This window comes from Bradyrhizobium sp. AZCC 1693 (assembly GCF_036924745.1).
Taxonomy (GTDB): domain Bacteria; phylum Pseudomonadota; class Alphaproteobacteria; order Rhizobiales; family Xanthobacteraceae; genus Bradyrhizobium.
On record NZ_JAZHSD010000001.1, the window covers coordinates 2,737,013 to 2,760,420 of the forward strand.

At 60.8% G+C, this 23,408-nt stretch carries 21 protein-coding genes; 9 read left to right on the forward strand and 12 right to left on the reverse strand.

Annotated elements, in window-relative coordinates:
* Positions 1-9 precede the first annotated feature (9 nt).
* From V1293_RS13130 to pseF, 4 genes are read left to right on the forward strand one after another with little or no spacing between them, the layout of a single operon-like run.
* The gene (locus V1293_RS13130) at positions 10-849 is read left to right on the forward strand and encodes an SDR family oxidoreductase (protein ID WP_334510077.1); all 840 of its coding nucleotides are present in this window, start codon (positions 10-12) and stop codon (positions 847-849) included.
* 53 nt (positions 850-902) lie between these two features.
* On the forward strand, positions 903-1,904 hold the full coding sequence (gene pseB, locus V1293_RS13135) for a UDP-N-acetylglucosamine 4,6-dehydratase (inverting) (protein ID WP_334510079.1): 1,002 nt from the start codon (positions 903-905) through the stop codon (positions 1,902-1,904).
* Positions 1,901-3,082: a UDP-4-amino-4,6-dideoxy-N-acetyl-beta-L-altrosamine transaminase gene (gene pseC, locus V1293_RS13140; RefSeq protein WP_334510082.1), complete on the forward strand. Its 1,182-nt coding sequence runs from the start codon at positions 1,901-1,903 to the stop codon at positions 3,080-3,082. The genes pseB and pseC overlap by 4 nt, the downstream gene beginning before the upstream one ends.
* On the forward strand, positions 3,079-3,768 hold the full coding sequence (gene pseF, locus V1293_RS13145) for a pseudaminic acid cytidylyltransferase (RefSeq protein ID WP_334510084.1): 690 nt from the start codon (positions 3,079-3,081) through the stop codon (positions 3,766-3,768). Before pseC ends, pseF begins: the two co-directional genes overlap by 4 nt.
* On the opposite strand, the gene V1293_RS13150 is transcribed toward pseF, so the two are convergent.
* The 9 genes from V1293_RS13150 to pseG all read right to left on the reverse strand — a co-directional run bounded on the left by V1293_RS13150 (position 3,755) and on the right by pseG (position 14,465).
* On the reverse strand, positions 3,755-4,975 hold the full coding sequence (locus V1293_RS13150; protein ID WP_334510086.1) for an HAD-IIIA family hydrolase: 1,221 nt from the start codon (positions 4,973-4,975) through the stop codon (positions 3,755-3,757). The two genes, pseF and V1293_RS13150, sit on opposite strands and share 14 nt — an antisense overlap.
* 81 nt (positions 4,976-5,056) lie before the next feature.
* Entirely contained in the window at positions 5,057-6,463 is a 1,407-nt protein-coding gene (locus V1293_RS13155; protein ID WP_334510088.1) for a DUF6418 domain-containing protein, read from the reverse strand.
* A gap of 36 nt (positions 6,464-6,499) precedes the next feature.
* Positions 6,500-7,438, reverse strand: coding sequence for a class I SAM-dependent methyltransferase (locus tag V1293_RS13160; RefSeq protein ID WP_334510090.1), 939 nt, complete (start codon positions 7,436-7,438; stop codon positions 6,500-6,502).
* A gap of 36 nt (positions 7,439-7,474) precedes the next feature.
* Entirely contained in the window at positions 7,475-8,350 is an 876-nt protein-coding gene (locus V1293_RS13165; protein ID WP_334510092.1) for a hypothetical protein, read from the reverse strand.
* A 148-nt stretch (positions 8,351-8,498) separates the two neighbouring features.
* The gene (locus V1293_RS13170; RefSeq protein WP_334510094.1) at positions 8,499-10,022 is read right to left on the reverse strand and encodes a lipopolysaccharide biosynthesis protein; all 1,524 of its coding nucleotides are present in this window, start codon (positions 10,020-10,022) and stop codon (positions 8,499-8,501) included.
* A 2-nt stretch (positions 10,023-10,024) separates the two neighbouring features.
* The gene (locus V1293_RS13175; protein ID WP_334510096.1) at positions 10,025-11,425 is read right to left on the reverse strand and encodes a surface carbohydrate biosynthesis protein; all 1,401 of its coding nucleotides are present in this window, start codon (positions 11,423-11,425) and stop codon (positions 10,025-10,027) included.
* Positions 11,418-12,530 (reverse strand): pseudaminic acid synthase, encoded by a 1,113-nt coding sequence (gene pseI / locus V1293_RS13180; protein WP_334510100.1) that lies wholly within the window; start codon positions 12,528-12,530, stop codon positions 11,418-11,420. The genes V1293_RS13175 and pseI overlap by 8 nt, the downstream gene beginning before the upstream one ends.
* Positions 12,523-13,173, reverse strand: coding sequence for a formyltransferase family protein (locus V1293_RS13185; protein WP_334510102.1), 651 nt, complete (start codon positions 13,171-13,173; stop codon positions 12,523-12,525). The genes pseI and V1293_RS13185 overlap by 8 nt, the downstream gene beginning before the upstream one ends.
* 179 nt (positions 13,174-13,352) lie before the next feature.
* On the reverse strand, positions 13,353-14,465 hold the full coding sequence (gene pseG, locus V1293_RS13190) for a UDP-2,4-diacetamido-2,4,6-trideoxy-beta-L-altropyranose hydrolase (protein WP_334510104.1): 1,113 nt from the start codon (positions 14,463-14,465) through the stop codon (positions 13,353-13,355).
* Positions 14,466-14,652: 187 nt separating this feature from the next.
* Here pseG and V1293_RS13195 point away from each other — a divergent pair, with 187 nt between their 5' ends.
* From V1293_RS13195 to rfbB, 5 genes are all read left to right on the forward strand, one after another.
* Positions 14,653-16,059: a capsular polysaccharide export protein, LipB/KpsS family gene (locus V1293_RS13195; protein WP_334510106.1), complete on the forward strand. Its 1,407-nt coding sequence runs from the start codon at positions 14,653-14,655 to the stop codon at positions 16,057-16,059.
* A gap of 11 nt (positions 16,060-16,070) precedes the next feature.
* The gene (locus V1293_RS13200; protein WP_334510108.1) at positions 16,071-16,820 is read left to right on the forward strand and encodes a glycosyltransferase family 2 protein; all 750 of its coding nucleotides are present in this window, start codon (positions 16,071-16,073) and stop codon (positions 16,818-16,820) included.
* 198 nt (positions 16,821-17,018) lie between these two features.
* Positions 17,019-17,984: a UDP-glucuronic acid decarboxylase family protein gene (locus tag V1293_RS13205; RefSeq protein WP_334510110.1), complete on the forward strand. Its 966-nt coding sequence runs from the start codon at positions 17,019-17,021 to the stop codon at positions 17,982-17,984.
* Between the two features lie 36 nt (positions 17,985-18,020).
* Positions 18,021-19,424: a hypothetical protein gene (locus V1293_RS13210; protein WP_334510112.1), complete on the forward strand. Its 1,404-nt coding sequence runs from the start codon at positions 18,021-18,023 to the stop codon at positions 19,422-19,424.
* A 13-nt stretch (positions 19,425-19,437) separates the two neighbouring features.
* Complete coding sequence (gene rfbB, locus V1293_RS13215) at positions 19,438-20,550, forward strand: dTDP-glucose 4,6-dehydratase (RefSeq protein WP_334510113.1); 1,113 nt, start codon at positions 19,438-19,440, stop codon at positions 20,548-20,550.
* A gap of 21 nt (positions 20,551-20,571) precedes the next feature.
* Here rfbB and V1293_RS13220 read toward each other — a convergent pair whose 3' ends face one another.
* The 3 genes from V1293_RS13220 to V1293_RS13230 form a co-directional block, all read right to left on the reverse strand.
* Entirely contained in the window at positions 20,572-21,741 is a 1,170-nt protein-coding gene (locus V1293_RS13220) for a glycosyltransferase family 4 protein (RefSeq protein ID WP_334510114.1), read from the reverse strand.
* A complete protein-coding gene (locus tag V1293_RS13225; RefSeq protein ID WP_334510115.1) occupies positions 21,738-22,667 on the reverse strand; it encodes an NAD-dependent epimerase/dehydratase family protein in 930 nt (309 codons plus the stop codon). Before V1293_RS13225 ends, V1293_RS13220 begins: the two co-directional genes overlap by 4 nt.
* Positions 22,668-22,736: 69 nt before the next feature.
* Complete coding sequence (locus V1293_RS13230; protein WP_334510116.1) at positions 22,737-23,306, reverse strand: acyltransferase; 570 nt, start codon at positions 23,304-23,306, stop codon at positions 22,737-22,739.
* Positions 23,307-23,408 lie beyond the last annotated feature (102 nt).

The window sequence follows — 23,408 nt, forward strand, 5'->3', positions numbered from 1 at the left end:
GAGCGTTCCTTGACCGCCCCCTCCGCTCGATACGACCTCACGGGACGCACCGCGCTTGTCACCGGCGCCGGAGGCTTGCTGGGACGTCAGCATGTCGCCGCCCTGGTCGACGCCGGCGCCCGCGTCGTGGTCAGCGACATCGGACGGGCGCAGGCTGATGCGACCATCGCTGCGGTGAAGGAAATCTCGCCCGCCGCCGATCTTGTTCCCGCTATCATCGACGTGACGTCGCAGGCATCGGTTGCCGCAGCCGGCGAGGATCTTGCCGGGCGCGGCATCGCCGTCGATATCCTCGTCAACAACGCCGCGATCGATCCCAAGGTCACCTCGACGCCGGACGTCATGCATTCGTCGCGCTTCGAAGCCTTTCCGGTTCCGCAGTGGCAGACCGAAATCGCGGTGGGATTGACCGGCGCGATGCTGTGCTCGCAGGTCTTTGGCGGCGCCATGGCCAGGCGCGGCCGCGGCGTCATCCTCAACATCGCATCCGATCTCGGCGTGATCGCTCCAGATCAGCGGCTCTACCGGCAACCCAACATCACGCGGGATGAAGAGCAGCCGGTGAAACCCGTGACCTACTCCGTCATCAAGCACGGGCTGATCGGTTTGACGAAATACCTCGCGACCTACTGGGCCGATCAGGGCGTTCGCGTCAACGCGATTTCGCCGGGCGGCGTTTTCAACAACCAGGATCCCGCGTTCGTCGAACGATTGACGCGGCTGATCCCGATGGGACGGATGGCCCGGGTCGACGAATATTGCGCAGCCGTTCAGTTCCTCTGCTCGGACGCATCGAGTTACATGACCGGCCAGAACATGGTCATGGACGGCGGCAGGAGCGTGTGGTAACCACCGCGCGTTCCCCCATTTTTCTGCAATGACGAGCCGGCACAGCAGCAACCATGTTTAACGACAAGTCCATTCTGATTACCGGCGGCACTGGTTCGTTTGGGCGTAAATACGTCGGCAATCTCCTGAAGAACTTCAAGCCTCGTCGTCTCGTGATCTACTCCCGCGACGAGCTGAAGCAATACGAGATGCAGCAGGAGTTCGATCAATCGCCGATGCGCTATTTCATCGGGGACGTGCGCGACGGCGAGCGCCTGCGCACGGCCATGAAGGGCATCGACTTCGTGATTCATGCAGCGGCCCTGAAGCAGGTGCCCGCTGCCGAATACAATCCGATGGAATGTATCAAGACCAACATTCACGGCGCCGAGAACGTCATTCAGGCGTCGCTGGAAGCCGACGTCGAGAAGGTCATTGCGCTGTCGACCGACAAGGCCGCGCAGCCCATCAACCTGTACGGCGCCACCAAGCTCGCCTCGGACAAACTGTTCATCGCGGCGAACAACATGGCGGGCGGACATCGCACAGCCTTTGGCGTCGTGCGCTACGGCAACGTGGTCGGCTCCCGCGGCTCGATCGTGCCGCTGTTCAACAAGTTAATGGCGGAAGGCGCCGATCACCTGCCGATCACCGACCCCCGCATGACCCGATTCTGGATATCGCTTCAGCAGGGCGTCGACTTCGTCAACAAGAGCTTCGAGCGCATGTCGGGCGGCGAGATCTTCGTTCCAATGATCCCATCCGTGCGCATTCCCGATCTCGCAGCAGCGATGGCGCCGAACCTTCCGACCAAGGTGATCGGTATCCGTCCTGGCGAAAAGTTGCACGAGATCATGTGCCCAACTGACGATTCGCATTTGACCCTGCGCTTCCACGATCATTTCGTGATGAAGCCGACCATCAAGTTTTTCCGCAAGGACGTCGACTATGTTACCAACCAGATCGGCGAGCATGGAGAACCGGTGTCGGACGGATTCGAGTATAATTCCGGCCGGAACGATCACTTCCTTGATGTATCCGAGATCAGGGAATTCAACCGAATTGCGGTCCAATGATCCCGTATGGACGTCAGGACATTTCGGCTGAGGACATCGACGCAGTCACCGAGGTGCTGCGCTCGGACTGGCTGACCCAGGGTCAGGCCGGCCCCCGCTTCGAACAGGCGATGGCGGCCTATTGCGGCAGCCGCAGCGCGGTCGCGGTAGCTAATGCGACGGCAGCGCTGCACATCGCCTGCCTCGCTTTGGATCTCGGCCCGGGGGACACGCTCTGGACCAGCCCGAACACCTTTGTGGCGTCGGCCAATTGCGCCCTCTACTGCGGCGCTAGCGTCGATTTCGTCGACATCGATCCGCGGACCTACAACATGAGCGTTTCGGCCCTGGCCGAGAAGCTTGAAATCGCAGCATCGCAGGGCCGATTGCCGAAGATCGTGGTCCCCGTGCATTTCGCCGGCCAGTCCTGCGAAATGCAGGAAATCCGTGCGTTGGCAGACCGCTACGGCTTTCGAATTGTCGAGGACGCCTCACACGCGGTCGGCGGCGAATATCTCGGGCGCAAGGTCGGTTCCTGCGACTATGGCGACACCACGATTTTCAGCTTCCACCCGGTCAAGATCATCACGACTGGCGAGGGCGGCATGGCCCTGACCAACGATCCGAAGCTAGCCGAACGCCTCTCCTATCTGCGCACGCACGGGATCATCCGCCCCGCGCAGCGGCCTGAAGACCCGCACGAGCCGCGCTTCAATGAGGAACGCAACGGGCCCTGGATGTATGAGCAGATCGAGCTTGGGCTGAACTATCGCATGACCGACATTCAGTCGGCGCTCGGCACCAGCCAGCTTGCGCGGCTCGACCCCTTTGTCGCGCGCCGACGCGAACTCGCCGCGCGCTACGATCGCCTGCTCGCGAAGCTGCCGTTGACGTGTCCATGGCAGCACCCCGATACGAACTCGGCGTGGCATCTCTACGTCATTCGCCTGCACCGCAACGAGATCAAGCTCAGCCGGCGCCAGGTGTTCGATGCGCTCCGTGCCGCCGGGATCGGCGTGAACGTGCACTATATTCCGGTTCATACGCAGCCTTACTACCGGAAGCTCGGTTTTGAGGCCGGCATGTTCCCCGAAGCCGAAAGTTATTATGAGGACGCGATCACATTGCCGCTGTTTTCGCGCATGACGAATGACGAACAGGACACCGTCGTCGCGGCGCTGGAGAAGATCCTCGCGTGAAGATCGCTGTTATCCCGGCTCGCGGCGGCAGCAAGCGGATCCCGCGCAAGAACATCCGCACGTTCTGCGGCAAGCCGATCATTGCCTACTCGATTGCCGCGGCTCAGCAGACCGGGCTGTTCGATCAGGTCGTCGTCTCAACCGATGACGAGGAGATCGCCTCCGTCGCCCGTGAATTCGGTGCCACGACGCCCTTCATCCGGCCAAGCGAAATCGCCGACGATTTCACCGGCACCAACGCTGTCGTGAAGCACGCGGTGGCCTGGTTTAACGCGCAGTCAAACGACGTTACGCATGCGTGCTGTCTCTACGCCACCGCGCCGCTGGTGCAGGCCAGATTCATCACAGAAGGTTACGAGGCCCTCTCCCGCTCGGACGCCGCCTTCGCTTTTTCCGTCACCAGTTACGCGTTTCCGATCCAGCGCGCCATGCGCATCACACCGGACGGGCGTGTGGACGCGATCTATCCGGAACACCGCATGACGCGATCGCAGGATCTGGAGCACGCCTACCACGATGCCGGGCAGTTCTATTGGGGCACGGCGCGCGCCTTTCTGGAGGACATGCCGTTGTTCGCACCGCATTCGATCGGCGTGATCCTGCCGCGGCATCTGGTGCAGGATATCGATACGCTTGAGGACTGGGAGCGGGCCGAACTGATGTACCAGGCCGTCAACCGCGCGTAAGCTGCGACGCGACGTTCGCGCCGAGCAACGGCCGGATAAACGACAAGAGGTCACCACCCTCGAAGAGATGCCCTTTTATCCCGGCGGCGGCCGCGGCCTGGAGGTCGTGCGGCATATCGCCTACAAGCAGGCTGAATTCCTGGCGCACCCGCCAGCCTTTGAGGCAATCGAGGATCATGCCCGGCGCCGGCTTGCGCCGGTCGCTTGCCTGCCGCCACTCCGCGACGACACCTTCCTCGTGATAGGGGCAGTACTGGAATTCATCGATATGCGCGCCAATCTGGGCGAGATCGGCGCTCATCCAGTCATGCAGCGCATGAACCGCCTCGATCCCGTAGTAGCCGCGCGCGACACCGGCCTGATTGGTCACTACGAATGTGAGGTAGCCACGATCGTTGCAGAGCTTGATGGCCGCGCGCGCACCTGCGACCCATTCAAAGTCGTCGACCTCGTGCACATAAGCCTTGTCGATGTTGAGGACCCCGTCCCGGTCGAAGAAAACCGCGGGGCGACATACCCTATCGGGAAGCTCGGTCTGCGCGCGTTCAAAGTCAGCAGGGACACCGATATCGATGAAGAACCCATCGTATAGCGCCGCCCGCAACTGCCCCTTTTCGGCGAGCCGCGGAAAAACCGCCTGCTCGAGCGAACACGGCCCCTCATCGATAAAGGACAGCACATCCCGGTCAACGCAATAGACGCCTGAATTGATCGGCCCGTTCGGCTGTGCGCCCGCCGGCAGGAACGTCTTGATGAAATCCCGATCGAGCAGGACGCGCCCGTAGCGGTCGCCCGCCTGATCCTTCTTTAAGGCCACGCGCACGATCGCGGGCGAACGTACCGGCGCGGCAAGATCGAGCATGTTGAAATCGAAAAAAGAGTCGCCGTTGAGAAGCAGAAACTTCTCGTCCAGCCTGGATGCGGCGTGCTTCAACGCCCCGCCGGTGCCCATTTGCGCCGGCTCGGACACCACCGAGACCGTCGCGCCACGCCAGCGTCGGCCGCGATAGCGATCGACCACCTGCCCGGCCTGATGGCCGGCCAGCAGCACGATGTCCTGAATAGTCGGATAGCGCGATAGCTCATCGAGGATGTAGTCGAGAAACGGCCGTCCCGCGACATCCAGCAGCGGCTTTGGAACCAGCCGGGTCATTTCGCCCAGCCGGGTACCCAGCCCGCCAACCAGGATGACGGCCTGCTTCAGCATTGGACTTCCTCGATAATGCGGTACGCCATCGGAAGGGCTGAAGGGAAGACCACGTGATCGGCGGTCGAAACGCTCATACCCTTATACCTCTTTTTCGGAACTGGCAGACTGGCGGGACAAAAGCAGCGACCTCCATCTGTCTTCGGCCAGATACACCACCAGCGCCGCGACAACCTTGATCAGGAAGGTCATCTGAATGAACGAATTGACCATCCCCGAAACAAGGTTGACCGACACCGCGTACAGTAGGGGCGTGAGGAAAAAGCACGTTGCATACCGTTCCTGAACGATACACCGCGTCATCAGGAACATGAACTCTGAGAACACGATCGCCGACAGCGCGACCAGGACAAATCCGCCGATCGGTCCACCCAGTTCGAAGAGAACCTCGGGCCATCCGCCGCTATAGGCCGATCCGTCCCCAAGAATGCGATGAGCCCGAATGAGAGGCAGGGCCGATTCCATCAGAAACTGCATGGTCGAATTGCGCGACGGGTCGAACGGTTCGACGAACAATTTGTAAGCGGCGAAGCTTCCGTTCCAGTTGCCTTCCAGGAACACGCGCTTGTAGGTCATCCACCACATCTCGCCCTGCTGGACCAGGATACGTTGCGAGAGCTTCGCTAGAAGCTCCGCCCCTTCGCCACGCACGACGACGTAGGAATAAACCACAGCCGTGACGACCAGAATGGCCAGGGCAACTCCGCCGACCGCAAAATAGGCCAACAATCTTTTCGAGATCGCATTGCCGTCGGATGACGACCTCGCTAAACGGCCAATCAAGATCGCGCCGATCGGCATTACGAAGAACGACGCATAGACGTAAAAGGACGAAAATCGATGTCCAGCCAGGAACAGGTACAGGATAAGAGCGCCCAGCAATGCGCCGAAACGCCAGTCCAATGGCTTGTCATGCACCAGTGGAGCCGCAAAGAATATACCGAGCTGGAACGCCAGCATTGGCCCCCATTCCATCAGGCGACGATGCAGGAAACCGCCGTACAGTCGCGTATAATCAAAGCGTTCTATGCCTGCCAACAACGGAATCTGACCTCTCGCCAGGAACTCCGCCCAGAGGGCGACGACAAAAAGGGCGGCAGCACAGAACGCCAGGTCAGGGAGGGAAAATCGTCCGATGGACATGGCCAATCCCGGCCCAGATGCGCAGGTGAGTGACTGCATCCGCTGACGTCGAAACGAAAACAACAACGCGATAACGACAAGGCCCTGCGAAATCGCAATCGGCAATACAGAAGTACCGGGACCGATCTCCAGCCCCAATTGTTGGGAGATCAACGGTCCGGATAGATCGATATAAAGGACGGAGACGAGTCTCCAGGCAAAAGCAAACAGAAAGAAGAAGGAGATCAGGCCAAGCCCAGGACGCCGGATTGCGATCCAGACACTTCCGGCGAGGCAGACCGCAACAGCGGTCGCGCTCAACAGAGCGTCAAACGGGGAATCAGAAACCAACCAGGAAGCTGTCACGCCGTCATCCCATCCGATTTACGGATCCAGTATATGTCAGACACGCTGGCCTCCCGCTTCCTTTATCAGCGAGGCTCCCACGCATACAAAAGCCCCATCATTATGCAATGTAGGCGCAAATCCCATACGCTCCCGGGCCAGGACACGGATTCGTCGCTGCACGTCCAGCGAGTCGAGCAATTTGAAGAGACGCGTCTGATAGTCCATCGACCGGATGTAAATCCGGCTGGTGAAATCGCGTGGCTGAGACAGCTTGAGCATATCCACGCCCGGCTCGATATTGACCACGCGGGCCGGCCTTGCCCGAATGATGTTTTCGATCACCGCTTCCACGGCATAGGGAATCTGCTCGATGCAAAAATATGTGAAAACGGTGCCGCCGGCCAGTTCGCTGAAACTCGGATCACGCGCGTCGGTGAGATCGATCCGGTCGAAGCTGATACGGTCACCGAGCTGGAAATGGCTCGCGATCTGCCGCCCCGCCGCAATGCCATTTGGCGCAATATCGAAACCGCGCAGCCTGTTCCAGTGGGGATCGAGGCTCAACGAGAACAGGTTGTAACCATATCCGGCGCCCAGTTCGAGCAGCGACGTCGAGCTGCCGGCATGCAGCTTGATCAATTCCGACAGTGCGCGGATCCGGTATTGATAGTAGTCCCTGGTGGTTACCCAAACGATCCGGCCATCCACCTTTGCAAGTCGAGATGCTGAGTTCTGCCCAATCAGGAATTCCTCGAGCGTCGGCGCGCCAAGCCAGGCGCGCTGATTGAGCACCCGATCCCACTCGCCGGAATTATACTCGGAATCGACGACAGCGTTCGTCCGCCGTACGTTCTTGAATGCCAACCGGCGAAGGCTGCGCGTGAGATCGATCGTATAGGCGCGCGACAAATCCAGTCTCGACGCCAGCGTCACGTCAGGTTCGAATTTCAAGGATTTCCCCTCGGTGATTACCGGATGCCACGATGGCTTCAACCAGCCTGTTCGCTGCGATCCGGCGTCGATAACCCGTCAAAGGCCCAGGATCAGTTTCTGCAAGGCAGTCGTGTCAGGTGCGAGAGAAAACGGCCGGTTCTTTGCTCCCGGATACATGCGTGGAAAGGCAAAGAAGGTGGCAGTGTAGAGCAGTCTCCCACGCCCGGGCGCCATCCGGCTCCCCATGTGCAGGCATTTCGCGGTATCCACCATGAACGAGGCAAGGCGGGGCGCCTTCATCACCTTGACATCGCCTCGCGGGACCTTGTCGAACACCCGGTCATCGGGGAAATGGCTGCCAAGAAGCGGAAACCCGAACTTGTCCGTCGACTGCCGCGGCAAGAACGTGAATGGCCCGTCGCCGTCCTGCTCGACATCGGTGAGATAGCTGAACAGCTTGATCACCCTGACGTCATCATGGTCCCGGTGCCAGAGTTGCGACGATGCCAGCTCCTCGCCGGTATGCCGCGAATAGGACAACAACACGTAATCGAGCCAGGGGATTTCGCCGAGCGCCGTCGCGACGATATTGATGACCGAAGGCTGCAAGGCGTACTGAACGAAAACATTGTCTGCACCGAGCTTGCCGTCCTTCATCTCGGCATCGAGCAACCGAACCCAGAACTTCTTCCAGTTCGAGCTTTGCTTGGCTTCCAGAGCTTCGACGTCAGCCAATCTCGCGATCCCGGCATCTGCAAACCTGGCCTGAATAGCGGGATCCATGAGTTCGGTGACCACCGCATACCCGTTGCGGTTCAGTTCTTCCGCCTTGTTTCTCTCGGCCGCGCTGACATTCAACAGCTGTGCCTGGCGCCTGCGTTCACGCTTCTCGCCGCGATGCCATGCGCTGACGCCGGACTTGACCGCATAACGGAGCGGCGAACGGTTCACATGCCACAACGCTCTGGACATCAATCCCATCTTGGCGCATCCGACTTTTGCTGAAGTTCAAGACACATCGGTCGACCTCGATGGTCTGGGACGTGCGGCCATTTCCTAGCAAAATCAACCAGCACGGGCAAGCAACCCGCCCTGTCTTGCCGGGGGTAGGAACCTTGCTTCAATAAGAGGCGCGACGAAGCGGCCCCATCGCACGGGCAAACCTGCCGAACATCGCGCGATCGCTCCCCGACAGGATGATCACCCCACTCAATATCCAGGCGACAATGCAGCTTAGCCCGCCAGCGATCGCTAGGCTTGTCAGAGTGGCGGGATCAAAGAACATCTTGCTGACAATGATGAGGCCCGCAAGTATCGACCCGACGAGCACATGCCTTGCGAGCTGCCCCCAAAACAGGGAGCTGGGAAGTTTCATATGAGAAAGCATGTGGTGGGCAATCACAGGCGCGAAGACGACGTAAGAGACTACCCAGCCCAGGATGAAGGCCCGTTCGCGCAGCCAGAAAAGCCCCAGCCCAGTTGCCAGATATTGCAGCCCGACTTGCAAGTAGAGCAGTCGCGTATTGAGGCGAAGAAAGTCGGCTCTCACCATCAACGCCGTTTGCCCCGCACCCAGCATAACCGTGATGGCTGGAATCAACATCGATAGAGCGAGCCAGGGCCACTGATCGGCATGTTGCGGCCCGACCCACACCTTGAGGATCTCTTCTGAAAAAAGCGACGCCACGATCAGGACTGGAACGATGACGGCTCCCGGCAGGACCAACCCGTTGCGGCCAAGCATTTGCAGCCGGCGCGTATCCGTCGCTTCGTCGATGTGAATAGAGATCGGAAGAATTGCGGAGTGAAGCGGCCCCATCGTTGTTTTCAGGAAGCGAGGCAACCGCGTGATGAGATCGTAGGTTCCGACCCCGGCGGGTCCGTATAGCGCACCGATCGCGAGGGGGACCAGCGGTTGTTGCAAAATGCCTGTAGTTCGATTGTTGAGCATCAGCCAGCAACGATGAAGGACGTCTTGCCTACTGACAGCGGTCCATGGGCAAGAGCGGAGAGAGGTCGGGTACGCGGCGCGGCAAGCTACGCCCGCCAGCACGAGATATTTGGCGACCGCAACTGCGAGATAGGAATAGGCAATCCATTCGAACGGCGCCCGCCGCCACGCCAACGCGTAAACGGCGGCGACATAGAGCACGTTGCTGCCCACTTCGGTCAGACGCAACCAGCCGTACTGCTCAAACCCCTTGAGCGCTCCTTCGGCGACAAGACCCAGGAACGCAATTGGGAGCACCAGCGCAGTGACTTTGAGGATGGCAACAAACGCGGCGGCCTGATCGGGGGCGACCTTGAATATCGCAGCGAGCGTGCCAGCCGCAATCCAGAGCGCCACGCCTGAAACAAGCCCCATGGCGGCAGCGATCACAGTGAGCAGCGACACCTTCTCGCTTGCAATGCCCCAGTCGCCCACGCGCCCGCGCGCGACGGCCTGGGTCGTGGTTTCCGACACGCCGAGGTCGAACAACGCCAAGAACCCTGTCGGCAGAAACGACCGCACCAGTACGATCAGGCCCAGCACGGCAAGGCCGTATGACTTCGCAATCAATCCGACCGCAAACAGACCGAGCACGCCCGCCAGCGCGTAAGCGACCGCCGAGATAGCCGTATTCTGCACGAATCGACGCAGCACGATCAGGTCGCTTCCGTTAACTGCAGGCTTGCGCCGCTCAATGCCCTCGACACCCGCCGGGAGTTACCAGTGACTCGTTGAGCGACAAAATTCCGGTCATCCCCTGCCGCGGCGCAGATGCGCCGCAACACCGAATTCACCATCTCGGGCGCGAATGCCTTACCGAGCCGGCGACGTTCGCTTTCCGGCGCGCTGTAGCTGCGGCGGAGCGCCGAACTTGCTTTGTAGCCGAGCGCGCGCCGCACCGCATCCGCCGCAACGCCGCGGAGCGAAGGCCGTTCGAGCTTGGATGCTGCGCGTTTTTCACCTCGCGTCGCGATCGCATCGAGAACCGCGGCCGTGACACGCAACGAGTTCGTCCCATCGACGGCGGTAAAGAGATCACCGATGATTTGCTGGCGGAACTGCTCGGTTTCCTGGGCAACCGGCGGCAATCGTCCGTCGAGCCCCTGCCGCACCAGTTCAATGAGATCGGCCTCGGATCCGACGCTGCGGCTGACGCGCGTTGCGGCGTCCAGGCGCAAGGATGGCGTATTGAACCACTCCATGCTCAACGGCTCCACCTTCAGCATTGTCGCCTCGATCGCGGTGGAGCAATTCTGATGCACCAGCAGGCGCGCACCGCTGATCCACTCCAGCGACGTGCCGTCCTGGCGGATATGACAGTTCGGCAACTCGGCGAGCGCATCGTAGGATCCGATGTTTTCGAAGGGATGCGGGCGCAGCACGAACTGGACATCCGGGAAGTGGTTCGCCAGCCTGGTCGATGTCTCGAGCACCGACCGGTAAGACTTGCCGGCATCGATAATGAACTGACGCGCGAACTCCCGCGAAAATCCTGCCTGGACCATCGCGTCCTCCTCGTCCGACGAGCTGCGGGAGAAGCGCGGATTGGCGACGGGAAAATTGGTGTTGATGAGCACGTAGCCCGGTTCGATCGAGGGTTTTGGAAGCGCCGCGCGCCAAGGTGGAGCACAGAAATCGTAACGGGGACATCCTGTCGCGTGCAGCAATCCGGCGGGCACCGTGCCGTGACGCAGGAAGGCGGCGTGCTGGGCCTGTCCCCAGACGCAATAGAGGTCGACGAGGTCGGTGCAACCAACACTTTTGACCATCTCAGCAAACTGGTCGGGATTCTTGCCGCCGATGCCCTCGGTATCGAGTACGCCGACCAGGATTCCGGCGCGCTTGTAGGACTTGATGAGGTCTGCATTGTTGGGTCGGGTGTAGTTCACCAGTACCAGGTCCGGGCGCAGCACCGGCACGTCGAATCCCTGCTCGTACATCGGTACCAAGGTGGCGGTCGCTCCCTTGGCCGCGAGCTGCCGACCAAGCAAAACCAGTCCCTCGAGATCGCGAAGGGGGTTATCGACGATCAAGCAGACGTGCGGCTTGTCAGGCACGAGCGCCCCGCGGCAAATGCTGCGGCGACGTCGAAGCATTGTCGTCGATCGGCGTCAGCAGGTCCCAGCTCATCGGCGTCCCCCGCCGTACCGCGCGGCCGACACGCTTGCCGACCAGTGTCTCGAAGTATTTGGGCGGCAGGCCAAGGCCGGGTCGGATGATTCTCAGGTTATCTTCAGTCAGGGCGTCACCGGGGGCGAGGTCCTCAGCCACGTACAGCGAGCGCCGGAAGATCAGCGACTTCTGCTCCTTCTGGGTCAGCCCGTAATAGACTTGGCCGAGCGCCAACCAGGCGCGTTCGGTCTCGACTACTAGTGCGGCCATTTCTTCCGGCTCCATGGAGAATGTCGAATCAACCCCGCCGTCGGCACGCGATAGCGTGAAATGCTTCTCGATGACGCTGGCGCCGAGCGCGATGCTCGCAACCCCCACCCCGATGCCAAAGGTGTGATCCGACAGTCCCACCTCGCAACCGAACAACGCGCGCATATGCGGGATCGTCAGGAGGTTGGTGTCGGATGCCGCCGCCGGATAGGTGCTCGTGCATTTGAGAAGCACCAGATCCTTGCAGCCGGCCTCCCTTGCGCAACGTACGGCTTCGTCGATGTCGGCGACGGTCGCCATGCCTGTCGAGATGATCATCGGTTTGCCGGTTGCGGCAACCTTGCGAATGAGGGGCAGATCCGTGTTCTCGAACGACGCGATCTTGTAGCAGTCCACGCAGAGTTGCTCGAGAAAATCCACCGCTGACGCATCGAACGGCGTCGAAAACGGAATCATGCCGAGCGACCGCGCACGCTCAAAGATCGGAGCGTGCCATTCCCAGGGAGTATGCGCTTCCTGATAGAGTTTGTGGAGCGATCGGCCGCTCCACAAGCTGTTGGGATCGTCGATGAAAAACTCGTCGCGGCTGAGGTTCAGCGTCATCGTATCGGCGGTATAGGTTTGCAGCTTCAGCGCATGCGCTCCGGACTTTGCCGCGGCGTCGACGATTGCCAGTGCACGGTCGAGCGATTGATTGTGGTTGCCCGACATTTCCGCGATGATGAACGGCTGGTGCGAACGGCCGATCGCACGGCCCGCTATTATGATCGTGTCACTCATCGGAAGCTCCAGCCTTTTCAATACGTACGAAGTAGCGATGGCCACGCAGGTCGAAGAATGCCGGAAAGCGCTGCGGGTCCGCCACCCTCAACAGGTCGAACTGCTCAGCGATCGATCGCGACGGATCCAGCCGGGAGTCTTCATGCGTACGACGCCGGTAGTAGCTCGACGGCCGATCATCCTGAGGTCTCGCCTTTCCGGACCCAATGATCGTGAGGGCATGGTCCATCAATTCAAGCTCGATGGCGAACAGCGCTTCGTTGATTTCGTCGCTCAGTTCATGTCCTTCGAGCACCAGGTGCCGCTGCGCCCAGATGGCGCCGGTATCGACCGGGTCTTGCGCCTCGATCAGGGACACGACGATGCGGTTCTTGCCCTCGAGTATCTGCCAAATATGCGGGGACCAGCCTCGCCCCTCCGGAAGATCGCTCGCGTGAATGACAAGAGTCGCTCCGTACTTCTGCCTGTCGTCGGGCAAAATGATCTCATGGCACGAGATAAGGAAGAGGACGTCCCCGCCGGTCAGTTCGGACTTTTGCCGAACCAGCTCGACCGCGTGATTGGCCGCAGCGCCCCTTACCCACCGCCCCAGATGCGGATAGACGGGGTGCGTGGTGCTCGAGCAGAGAACTGAAACCTTCATTATCGACCATCACTGGCGATTCCGCGGAATTGTGGAACCCTGCCGGAGCGCAATTAGCATAGAAAGTACGGTCAAACACCAATTAAGAACGCCTGCGGCCGGCCGCTGGAATTGGCCTTTATTGGCCGCTGCCGATCACTCCAAGCCGCGTTTCCCTCCGCCGCTAGCCGGCCCCGCTTCTACGCGCCGTCTAGTGATCTCATCGCCCCCCGCACCCGGGAGGTGCCCAGCCCGTCGACAAGCGCCCCTGCGGCCTCTCCCATCGCGCGGGTCCGCGCCGGATCGTCCAGCATCGACCGGAGGGTTCCCGCAATCTGATCCACCGTGACCGAGGACGCCGAGCCGAGATAGGCGACCGCGCCGCAACTGGCGAGTGCGGTCAACGCGCCAGTCTGATTGTCGGCGATGTGAACCGCGATGGTGGGCAGCGCGAGACAGCAGCGCTCCCAGCTCATCACGCCACCCGCCCCGATCGCAAGGTCTGCGCGCATCATCAGTTCGGCCATATTGTCCGCACCACGATGCAACTCGGCGAACGGCATTTCCCGGCAAAGACCCGAAATCGAATTGGCGTGCGGATTGCTCAGGCCGATCGCGACGTCGACGGCAAGCCAGGGGAGCGACAGGCTTTTGATGGCGGATAATCCCTTCGCCGTCTCATTGCCGGGATCGGAGCCGCCGTAGCACACTAGAATGCGGCTCACCTTGCCGCTGCGCCCCACAAGCGATTCGCGCTGCCCGGCGAATTCCGGGCGGAGCAATGCATAGGCCGGACCCAGCAGCGACTGGCATATCGGAGGCAAGCGACCGCGGTAACGGCGCTCCATGTTGAGAACCAGGTTCTGGTCGAGCAGGATGTCGCAGTCATGATCCCGATCGGCAAGATCGTCGATCGCAAGAATGCGAGGCGCCCGCTTACGCTGCACGCGCTCCCACCTCGCATCGAGTGCGTAGTGGTCGACGATGAGCCAGTCGACAGGCCCGATGCGATCGATCACCTCCAACGTCTGCTCGGCATCCTTCTGCCAGGTCGTCGGCAGCCAGCGCGCATGGGCGGTTCCGTCCGCCGCCGGAGCGTCCGGACGGCGGTCGGGATCCGGCAGCAGCCGCACGGAATGTCCCTCGCCTTCGATCAGGCCTGTCAGGCGAGCGGCATGGCTGCGCAACAGGAAGAATACGTTCGCACCGTCGTCGGCCAAATCGCGGGCCAGGCCGAGGCACCGCATGAGATGCCCCATGCCAATTTCGGTGGAAGCATCGACGCGGACTACGACCCGTTGCACCGCATTCATCAAACTGGCCTTGGATATTTCGGATCGTCTGGTTGCGGCAAAGGTCGACTTGTCACAATGGCCGTGCTATCCGCCGACCGACGAACCACCCATCAATGTCCGGTCCAGGTCGCGCCGAAGCGCCACTTGAACCATCGCGCCACACTCTATAATCCCGGACACCAGCAAAGCAACATTCCGGCAAGGTATGACCCCGCGCAACGACGACATTATCCTGATCACGACGCTGGCCGAATATCAGACCCGGTTCTGGATTCCCGTCGCGCAGCAATTGCGCCACGCGGAGCGCGAGGTGCAACTGCTCGCATTCGACGATCGCAGCGCGGAAATGGCGGAGGCGCAGGGCGTCCCCGTCGTCAACATGTACCGGACCGGCCTTCAGGGCGGCGCGCCGGTTGAAGACCAGCGCGCCTTCGCTGCGCGGGTCGCCAATTACGGCCTGGATGGAACGAACTTCCTGTTCAGCCACGAACGCGTCACGTTTGGCATTCGCGATACTGCCGCGCTGCGCCGGCGGTTCATGATCTACACCAACGCGATGGAGCTCGTGCTCGATCGGTTGGCGGCCGCGGGACGGCAGGCGGTTGCGGTTCAGGAGCTCGGCGGATTTCTCTCTGTCATCGCCTGCTTTTACGCCGCAAAGAAGCGTGGTGTCCGGAACTGGTTCATCGAGCCGTCGTTCTTTCGCGGCAGGCTTTACTATACGCCGGACAGTCTTGCCGCTCCCGACACAATGCCGACGCCGGCCGATGCGGTCTCCACTGATGTGCGCGCCTATCTCGATGACACCTTGCGCCAGCGCGCCATCGTCATTCCGCAAAAGGACCGGCATCAGTATTCGGCGGCGCTTCGAAAGATTGCCAATGCCCGGAATGCCCGGCGGCTTGTCGAAAAACTGTGGGACCAGTTCGCGCTCCGCAAACACCAGGAGTTCGGACACAATCTGCGGCATGCGACCATGCATGCGGCGATGGCGTATGGAGCCACGCGGCTGCGAAAGCTCTATCGCCCGATGCCCGACCAGCCATTCGTCTACTATCCGCTCCACGTACCGGCCGACATGGCGCTGACGCTTCGCTCGCCGGAATATCTCGATCAGGTCGCGACCATCGACTTCCTGCTGCGCACCATCCCCGATACCCACGTCCTCGTGGTGAAAGAGCATCCGGCGCAGATCGGCGCGATTCCTGCCGGCCGCCTGTTCGAACTAGCGCGCCGCTTCGACAATTTCATCCTGCTGCCCCCGCAGACCAACAATTACACCGTGCTTGGCCGCGCCGATGCGATTGTTTCGGTCAACAGCAAATCGGGCGCTGAAGCGGTGCTGCTTGGCAAGCCTGTCGTGGTGATGGGCGATGCGTTCTATCGCTCCTGCCCGCTGGTGTTCGCTGTCGACCGCCTTGCGGACGTTCCGCAACGGCTGCGCGACGCGCTGGCCGCGCCGCCATTCGACCCTGCCGACACCGCGCCCTATTTCGAAACCGCCTGGCGGCAATCGTTTCCCGGCGAACTTTATATCAGCGATCCCAAGCAGCTCGACACATTTGCGACTTCGTTGCTGTCTGCGATTGCTGAACCGCACCGCGCGGGTTGAAAGGCTTCTCTATGCCGCTCGTTTCGATCATCACCCCATCGTGGAACGTGGCGCCGCTGATCGGCGAGACCATCGCCTCCGTTCAGGCCCAGACCATGACGGACTGGGAGTTGCTGATTGCCGATGACTGCTCGACGGACCAGACCACCGCGATCGTGGAAAGCCACGCGGCGCAGGATCCGCGGGTCAAGCTGATCCGCCAGCCCCGCAACGGCGGCCCGGCGCTTGCCCGCCAGGCCGCAATCGACCGGGCGCAGGGCCGCTTCATCGCGTTTCTCGACAGCGATGACCTGTGGCTGCCTGCCAAGCTCGAACGGCAGATCGCCTTCGCGCAGGCGAAACGCGCGGCGTTGAGCTACACGGCGTTCCGCCGCATCAATGAGGCGGGAACCGGCACCGGCCGCCTGATCGAGGTGCCAGGCTCGCTGAACTACGAGCAGTTGCTCAAGAACACCTCGATCGCCACCCTGACCGCACTCGTCGACCGCGACGTCGCGGGCAACATCGCCATGAAGAACGAACCGTATGACGATTTCTGCCTCTGGCTGAGCATCCTCAAGCCGGGACATGTCGCCCACGGGCTCAACGAGGATCTCGCCCGCTACCGCGTGCGGAGCAGCTCGGTCTCCAGCCGCCCGCTTCGCTCTGCCGGCTGGGTCTGGCACATCTACCGCAACGTGGAGCAGCTTTCGCCGATCAAATCCGCCTGGTGCTTCGCGCATTGGGGCGCGAGGGCATGGCTGAAGCGGCGGGAGTTCTGATCTGAGGGATTAGTAACTCTGACCGGGAACGACACAAAGCCGGGGAAGCGCCTGCTCTATAGGTATAGAATTACCTCCAGGTATTCCACCCTTTTGCCGGATATACCAGTTGGCGAACTTTGCCGATGCCGATACCACTTCGCCAGCCCGACACCGGGCGTAAGCCGGCCGCTTGAAGCCGAGAACCTGGGAATCGCGATGTCGTTCGACCGAAAATACAAAGACAGCAGAATACTCGTCACGGGCGGCGCAGGCTTCATCGGCTCCCATCTGAGTGAACGGTTGCTCGCCGAGGGTGCGGAAGTGGTTTGCGCGGACAACTATTTTACCGGCAGCCGCAAGAACATCGCCCATCTGCTGTCCAATCCGATGTTCGAGGCGATCCGGCACGATGTGACGTTTCCGCTCTACATCGAGGTCGACGCAATCTTCAACCTGGCTTGCCCGGCCTCGCCGATCCACTATCAGCGCGATCCGGTGCAGACCACCAAGACCAGCGTGCACGGCGCCATCAACATGCTCGGTCTCGCCAAGCGTCTGCGGGCGCCGATCTTTCAGGCCTCGACCAGCGAAGTCTACGGCGATCCCCTGATCCATCCGCAGACCGAGGATTACTGGGGCAACGTCAATCCGATCGGGATTCGCTCATGTTATGACGAGGGCAAACGCTGCGCCGAGACCCTGTTTTTCGACTATTGGCGGCAGCATGCGCTGCCGATCAAGGTTGCGCGCATCTTCAATACCTACGGTCCGCGGATGCAGCCAAATGACGGCCGGGTCGTTTCATCCTTTATCGTTCAGGCCCTCAAGGGCGAGCCGATCACCGTGTTCGGCGACGGCGGACAAACCCGGTCCTTCTGCTATGTCGATGATCTCGTCGAGGCCATTACCCGGTTGATGCTGACCGATGAAGGCTGTACGGGGCCGATCAATCTCGGCAACAGCTCTGAATTCACCATTTTCGAACTGGCCGAGAAAGTGATCAGCTACACGAACTCCCGATCGAAGCTCATTTTCAAGCCGCTGCCTCAGGATGATCCGCGGCAACGCCAGCCTGATCTTGCAAAGGCGAAGGCGCTCCTGAACTGGGAACCGAAAGTCGCCCTCGCCGACGGGCTCAAGGAGACCATCGCTTACTTCAAGCACTCGCTTGAGCTGGCGTGATCTGACAGAACGATCTTTCCCCACACCGCAACGCGAATGCCCACGATGAACTCATCAGATAGCAAGCGCGCAACGGATATCGCGGAACGGATTCGCACGGCGTCCGGATCGCGCCCCATCCTGTTCGCACTGATCGGGTTTCACATCACCATCTGCTGCGTCTCGCTGATTCGGGTCGCGGATTATCAGTGGTATATGTTGTTTGACGCCGGCCGGCTGCAATATGCAATTGTTGCGGTTCTAGCCTTCTCGATCGTCGCGCTGCTGTTCGTATTCGCCCGCTTCAGCATCGGCTACTTCGTCGGCTTCAATCTGTTTACGATGCTACTCGGCTTCATCTGGCTGAACTGCTTTTCAAAGTTCAACTACGATCACACGCTGGCCGGTTTTTCGGCCGCCGCTTCGGCCGTGCTATTTCTGTTGCCGGCGCTGCTCATCACCACGCCCATCAAACAGGTATTTACGCTGTCGCCCCATGCTTTTGATTACTTACTGAAATTCATTCTGCTATTGGCGCTGGGCACGGTCGTCGCAGCTTCGCTCTACAATTTCAGGCTCGTCTCGATCAGGCAGATCTACGATTTTCGGAACGAGCTCTATTTTCCGGCCGCACTACGCTACCTGATCGGAATTGTCTCCACCGCGCTGCTGCCACTCGTCTTCGCCTGTTATGTGGTGCTCAATCGCCCCTGGTGGGCGGCGTTGCCCTTGCTCCTGATGCTGCTCCTCTATCCGATCATGATGAGCAAGTTCGCGCTTTTTTCGGCAATTTGGATGATTGTCCTGCTCGTGCTTTCGAGAATTTTCGAATCCAGGACGGCAATCATACTCGCGATCCTGCTGCCGATGCTCGCCGGCGTGGTCCTTATGGGAGTAATTCCCAACCGGTACGCACTGTACTATTTCAATCTGGTCAACATTCGCATGTTGGCAACGCCGTCCAGCGCGATGGACATCTACAACGACTTTTTTGCAACTCACCCCCACACCTGGTTTTGCCAGATATCGTTCCTGACACCATTGATGAACTGCCCGTATCAGGAGCAACTGTCGATCGTGATGGACAAGACCTATCGGATCGGCATGCTCAATGCATCCCTGTTTGCGACAGAGGGCATCGCCTCCGTCGGGCTGCATCTTGCACCACTGGTGGCCCTGGTCTGCGGAATTGTCATGGCGATCGGCAACCGGGTGTCCGCCGGACTTCCGCCGCGCCTCGTCCTGATCTCAAGCGCGCTGCTGCCCACGGCCTTTCTCAATGTGCCCTTTACGACGGCACTTTTAACCCATGGCGCCGGGATTCTGTTCCTGCTGTGGTACATCATGCCGCGCGCGATGTTCCAGACAGGTCGAACCGGCGGCTTTCCCGATCAGGCGCGAGGGAAGCACATTGTCGAAAATGCATCTCGCCTCGTAAGACTATCGTCGCACGCGAGCTGACCGGAGAACCTCGATGCAAAACGTTTTAATCACGGGCGGCGCCGGCTTCATCGGGCAAAACCTGGTGCATGCATGGCGCGCCGCGCGGCCGGCGGATCGGCTGGTGGTGGTCGACGCAATGACCTATGCGGCCAACATACGAAGCCTCGAACCGCTGATCGCCGACCGCAGCATCCAGTTCGTCAATGGCGACATTTGTAATGCGGCGCTGATGCAGAGGCTGTTCGAAGAGCACAAGTTCACGCGCGTGGCGCATCTGGCTGCGGAGTCGCATGTCGACCGGTCGATCAGCGATCCAGAGGTCTTCCTGCAAACCAACGTGCTCGGCACCTTCACCTTGCTGAAGGCTGCGCTGGATGCGTGGCGGACAAGCGCGACGCTCGGCAGCGCTCGCTTCCTGCATGTCTCGACCGACGAGGTCTATGGCTCGCTCGGCTTTGCCGATCCTGCCTTCACCGAATCCTCGCCCTATCGCCCGAACTCGCCCTACGCGGCGAGCAAGGCGTCGAGCGATCATCTCGTTCGCGCGTTTGTCGCGACATACGGCATGCCGGCGCTGATCACGAACTGCTCCAACAATTATGGGCCCTATCAGCATCCGGAAAAACTGATCCCGCTGATGATCATCCATGCTTTGGAAGGAAAGCCGCTGCCGGTTTACGGCGACGGCTCCAATGTCCGCGACTGGCTGCATGTTTCCGATCACTGCGACGCGCTGATGAACGTGATCGAGCGGGGCTGCAGCGGCGAAACCTACAATGTCGGCGGTGGTAATGAGCGTAATAACCGCGACGTAGTCGGTCTGATCTGCGACGCGATCGACCATGCCTTCGCCTCAAGTCCCGACCTCGCGACGCGGTTTCCATCCTGTCCGGCCACGTCAGGCCGCTCTTGCCGGACGCTCATCAGCTTCATCACCGACCGCCCGGGTCACGATCATCGCTATGCGATCAACGCCACCAAGCTCGCCGACGAACTCGGCAGCCGTTGCAGCGTGGGTTTCGAAAGCGGGCTGGCGCAGACGGTGCACTGGTATCTCGGCCACGAGGAATGGTGGCGCGACGTCACCAGCGGCGCCTACAAGGCCTGGATAGACAAGAATTACGGCTTCCGGATCGCGGTCTAGCCAGTCAAGCGCGTGCATACGCTACCGCGCGAAGGTCCGAATGGCGTGACGGACCGTCTCTGCGAAGTTTGTGGCGAAGGCCGCCACGCGGTCATCGTGGCCGGGAACGAAACTTCGAACAACCGGTGCCTCTGATCCCTGCGCGACCCGCATAAGATGATCCGCCAGGGTTGCAGGGTCATCTGCTCCGAAATAGCTCGCCGTACCGCCGGTCTGTTCGCGGTGGACGTCCAGGTCGGACAAAATCATCGGCACTCCAAACGATTTCGCTTCTTCAACGGTTGTGCTCCACCCTTCCGATCGGGACGGATTTATCAGACCGGTGCATGCTCGCAGCAACGCGTAGACATGCGATATCGGAATCATTCCCAGATGACGGAAACGCCTTTCGAGCCCGCGATTGCGCACCCGCTCCATGACCTCATCGAAATAACCGCGCTCGCGCCGCTCTTCGGTGCTGCCCGATGCGCACACGACCGCCTCGCCCCCGCGCTCCGCCACGATGGCCAGCGCATCCACAACCACCTGATGGTTCTTGTGGGTGTAAAATTGATTCGGCAGGTAGAAGTATTTTTCGGGCAACTGGTACTGGGCGACGATCTCGGCCGGACTTGCGTTCAGGAACGCCGGCGACGGCCCGGTCGCGAAACGAACTACACAGACCTCGTTCTTCGCACCGGGATAGAATTTCCTGAAATCGCGATGCGAGCTTTCGCTGCTCAGCATGACGGTCCGTCCGGATGCGATCTGTATCCGGAAACCGGCTTCGCGACGCCATCGCGCTGTTGCCGGAAACAGCTGGGGCAGTCGTCGATGCTGAAAATCGGGAAACCAAGCCACTGCCGGATAGGGCAGACGCCAGCCAAAGAAGCGGGCGGATTCGAAGACGGCATCGATGCGATGCGTCCGGAATTCTGCCGCCGCCTCGCGGTCCAGCCCCAGCGCCAGCGCGGCAGCCAGACCGGCCCGGCCCTCGAACGCCGCCGATCGCACCACCTCCACGCCCGGTATCGCCGCAAGCGGCGCAAGATCGGCTTCGTCGCCTGTCCCTGCAAACAGGACGGGAGTAAACTCTCCCAAGCGGAACTTGCTCAACGCTGCAAACAGATTGCTTTGATAGTTGTAGCCACCGGCCCAGACCCGGCGGGGAATATGCGTGAACGCAAGACGCACCGGCACGCCCGGGTTCACCGGATCTGATCCTTGAACCACGACACATAATCCGCAAGACCCTGTTCAACCGGGATCTTCCAGTCAAAAGGCAGCGCGCGCGACATCGTGTCGTCCGACAGCAGACTTGCCGGGTCGCCGGCGCGAACGATGCCGGAATACTGCACGGAAATGCTCCCGCCCCAGCATTCTGCAAGGATCGCGGCAATCGTTGCCACGGTCGTTCCAATCGCGGATCCGCCGTTGATCACCTGAAAGGTCTCCACCTGCGGCCTTTCGTCGATCTCGACCAGCAGCCGAACAACATCACGGACATCGGTCCAGTCCCGCACCTCCGCGCCTGTGCCGCCCAGCACCAGCTTTCGCTCACCGGCCTGCAGGCGCGAGCAGATGTCCCAGGGCAATTGCTTCCGCAAATTCGGCCCGTAGACCGAGAACAGCCGCGCCACCGTGCTGTGCAAGCCAAAGGTGACGGCGTAGCTTCGGCACAGCTGCTCCATCATCAGCTTGTGCTGCCCGTAGGGCGACATCGGAAGCGTTGCTGCATCCACTCCAATCGGCCCCTCGTGATCGGCGCCATAGACCGCCGCGCTCGACACGACGATCAAGCGGCAATCCTTGGCGGCGCTGCGCAGCCACTCCAGCAATCTGGCCGTGCTCGTAACGGTGCGCGAGAAGTCCTCAAACGGCTGCGCGATCGACAGCCCGACCGACGACCCGCCGGCCAGATGGAAAATCGTCGACGGCGGTCCGGAGCGTTCCGCAAGCGCGCTGAGATTGGCCGCATCGATCTCGCCGTTCAACCAATGCTCAAGGCCGATGCGATGCCTATCGGCGTCGCTGATTGCGCCGTGGCCGATGCCGTGAACGCGGCAGCCCCGATCCGCCAGCACCCGAACGAGATGCCGACCGATAAAGCCATTGGCGCCGGTAACCCACACGTTCATGCGCGGCAACGTGGTCGAACCTGTGGATTCGGGCTGCGCGACAGCAGCGCTTCATTAGCGATCATGATCCTAACGCTCATCGGGCGATAGCTCCCTCACGACAACCGCCGGATTGCCGGCCACGATCGAATAAGCTGGAACGTCCTTGGTCACGACGGCTCCGGCGGCCACGATGCCTCCCTGCCCAACGGTGACCCCGCGCATGATGATTGCGCACGCTCCGATCCACGCGTCATCGCCAATCTTGATCGGCTTGTCGTCGAGAAAAATGTCTCTGGGATGGCCTCTGGTGAAAATCTGTCTCGCCTGGGCGTGACGCTCCGATGCTCGAATCGGATGGGTCAGATTGTCGAAAATATTAACCGAATGGGAAATCAGCACGCGATCGCCGATATCGATCGATGCTCCCGACCAGATGCGCGTGCCTGCTCCGACATAACACCACTCGCCGACCGAAATCCGCCCGCCGTGAGCAAAGATCATTAACTCACCCCTGACGTGCGAGTTCGCGCCGATCACGATCTGGCTGCTGTCTCCCAGAGCATTCCTTATTCTCGCCGTATGGCTGAGGAAAGCGCCCGGCTCGAGCCGACACGTAGCCCGTCCGATCCATCGTTGAATAATGAAATGAAGATTCACGCCATCGATCGTGCGAGCACAACGGCGTTTGAGTGCAGCGAATCCCTTTGGGTGTTGACTACCCTCCGACGTCAAATCGCTCGCGCCCAATGTGAGCCTCCA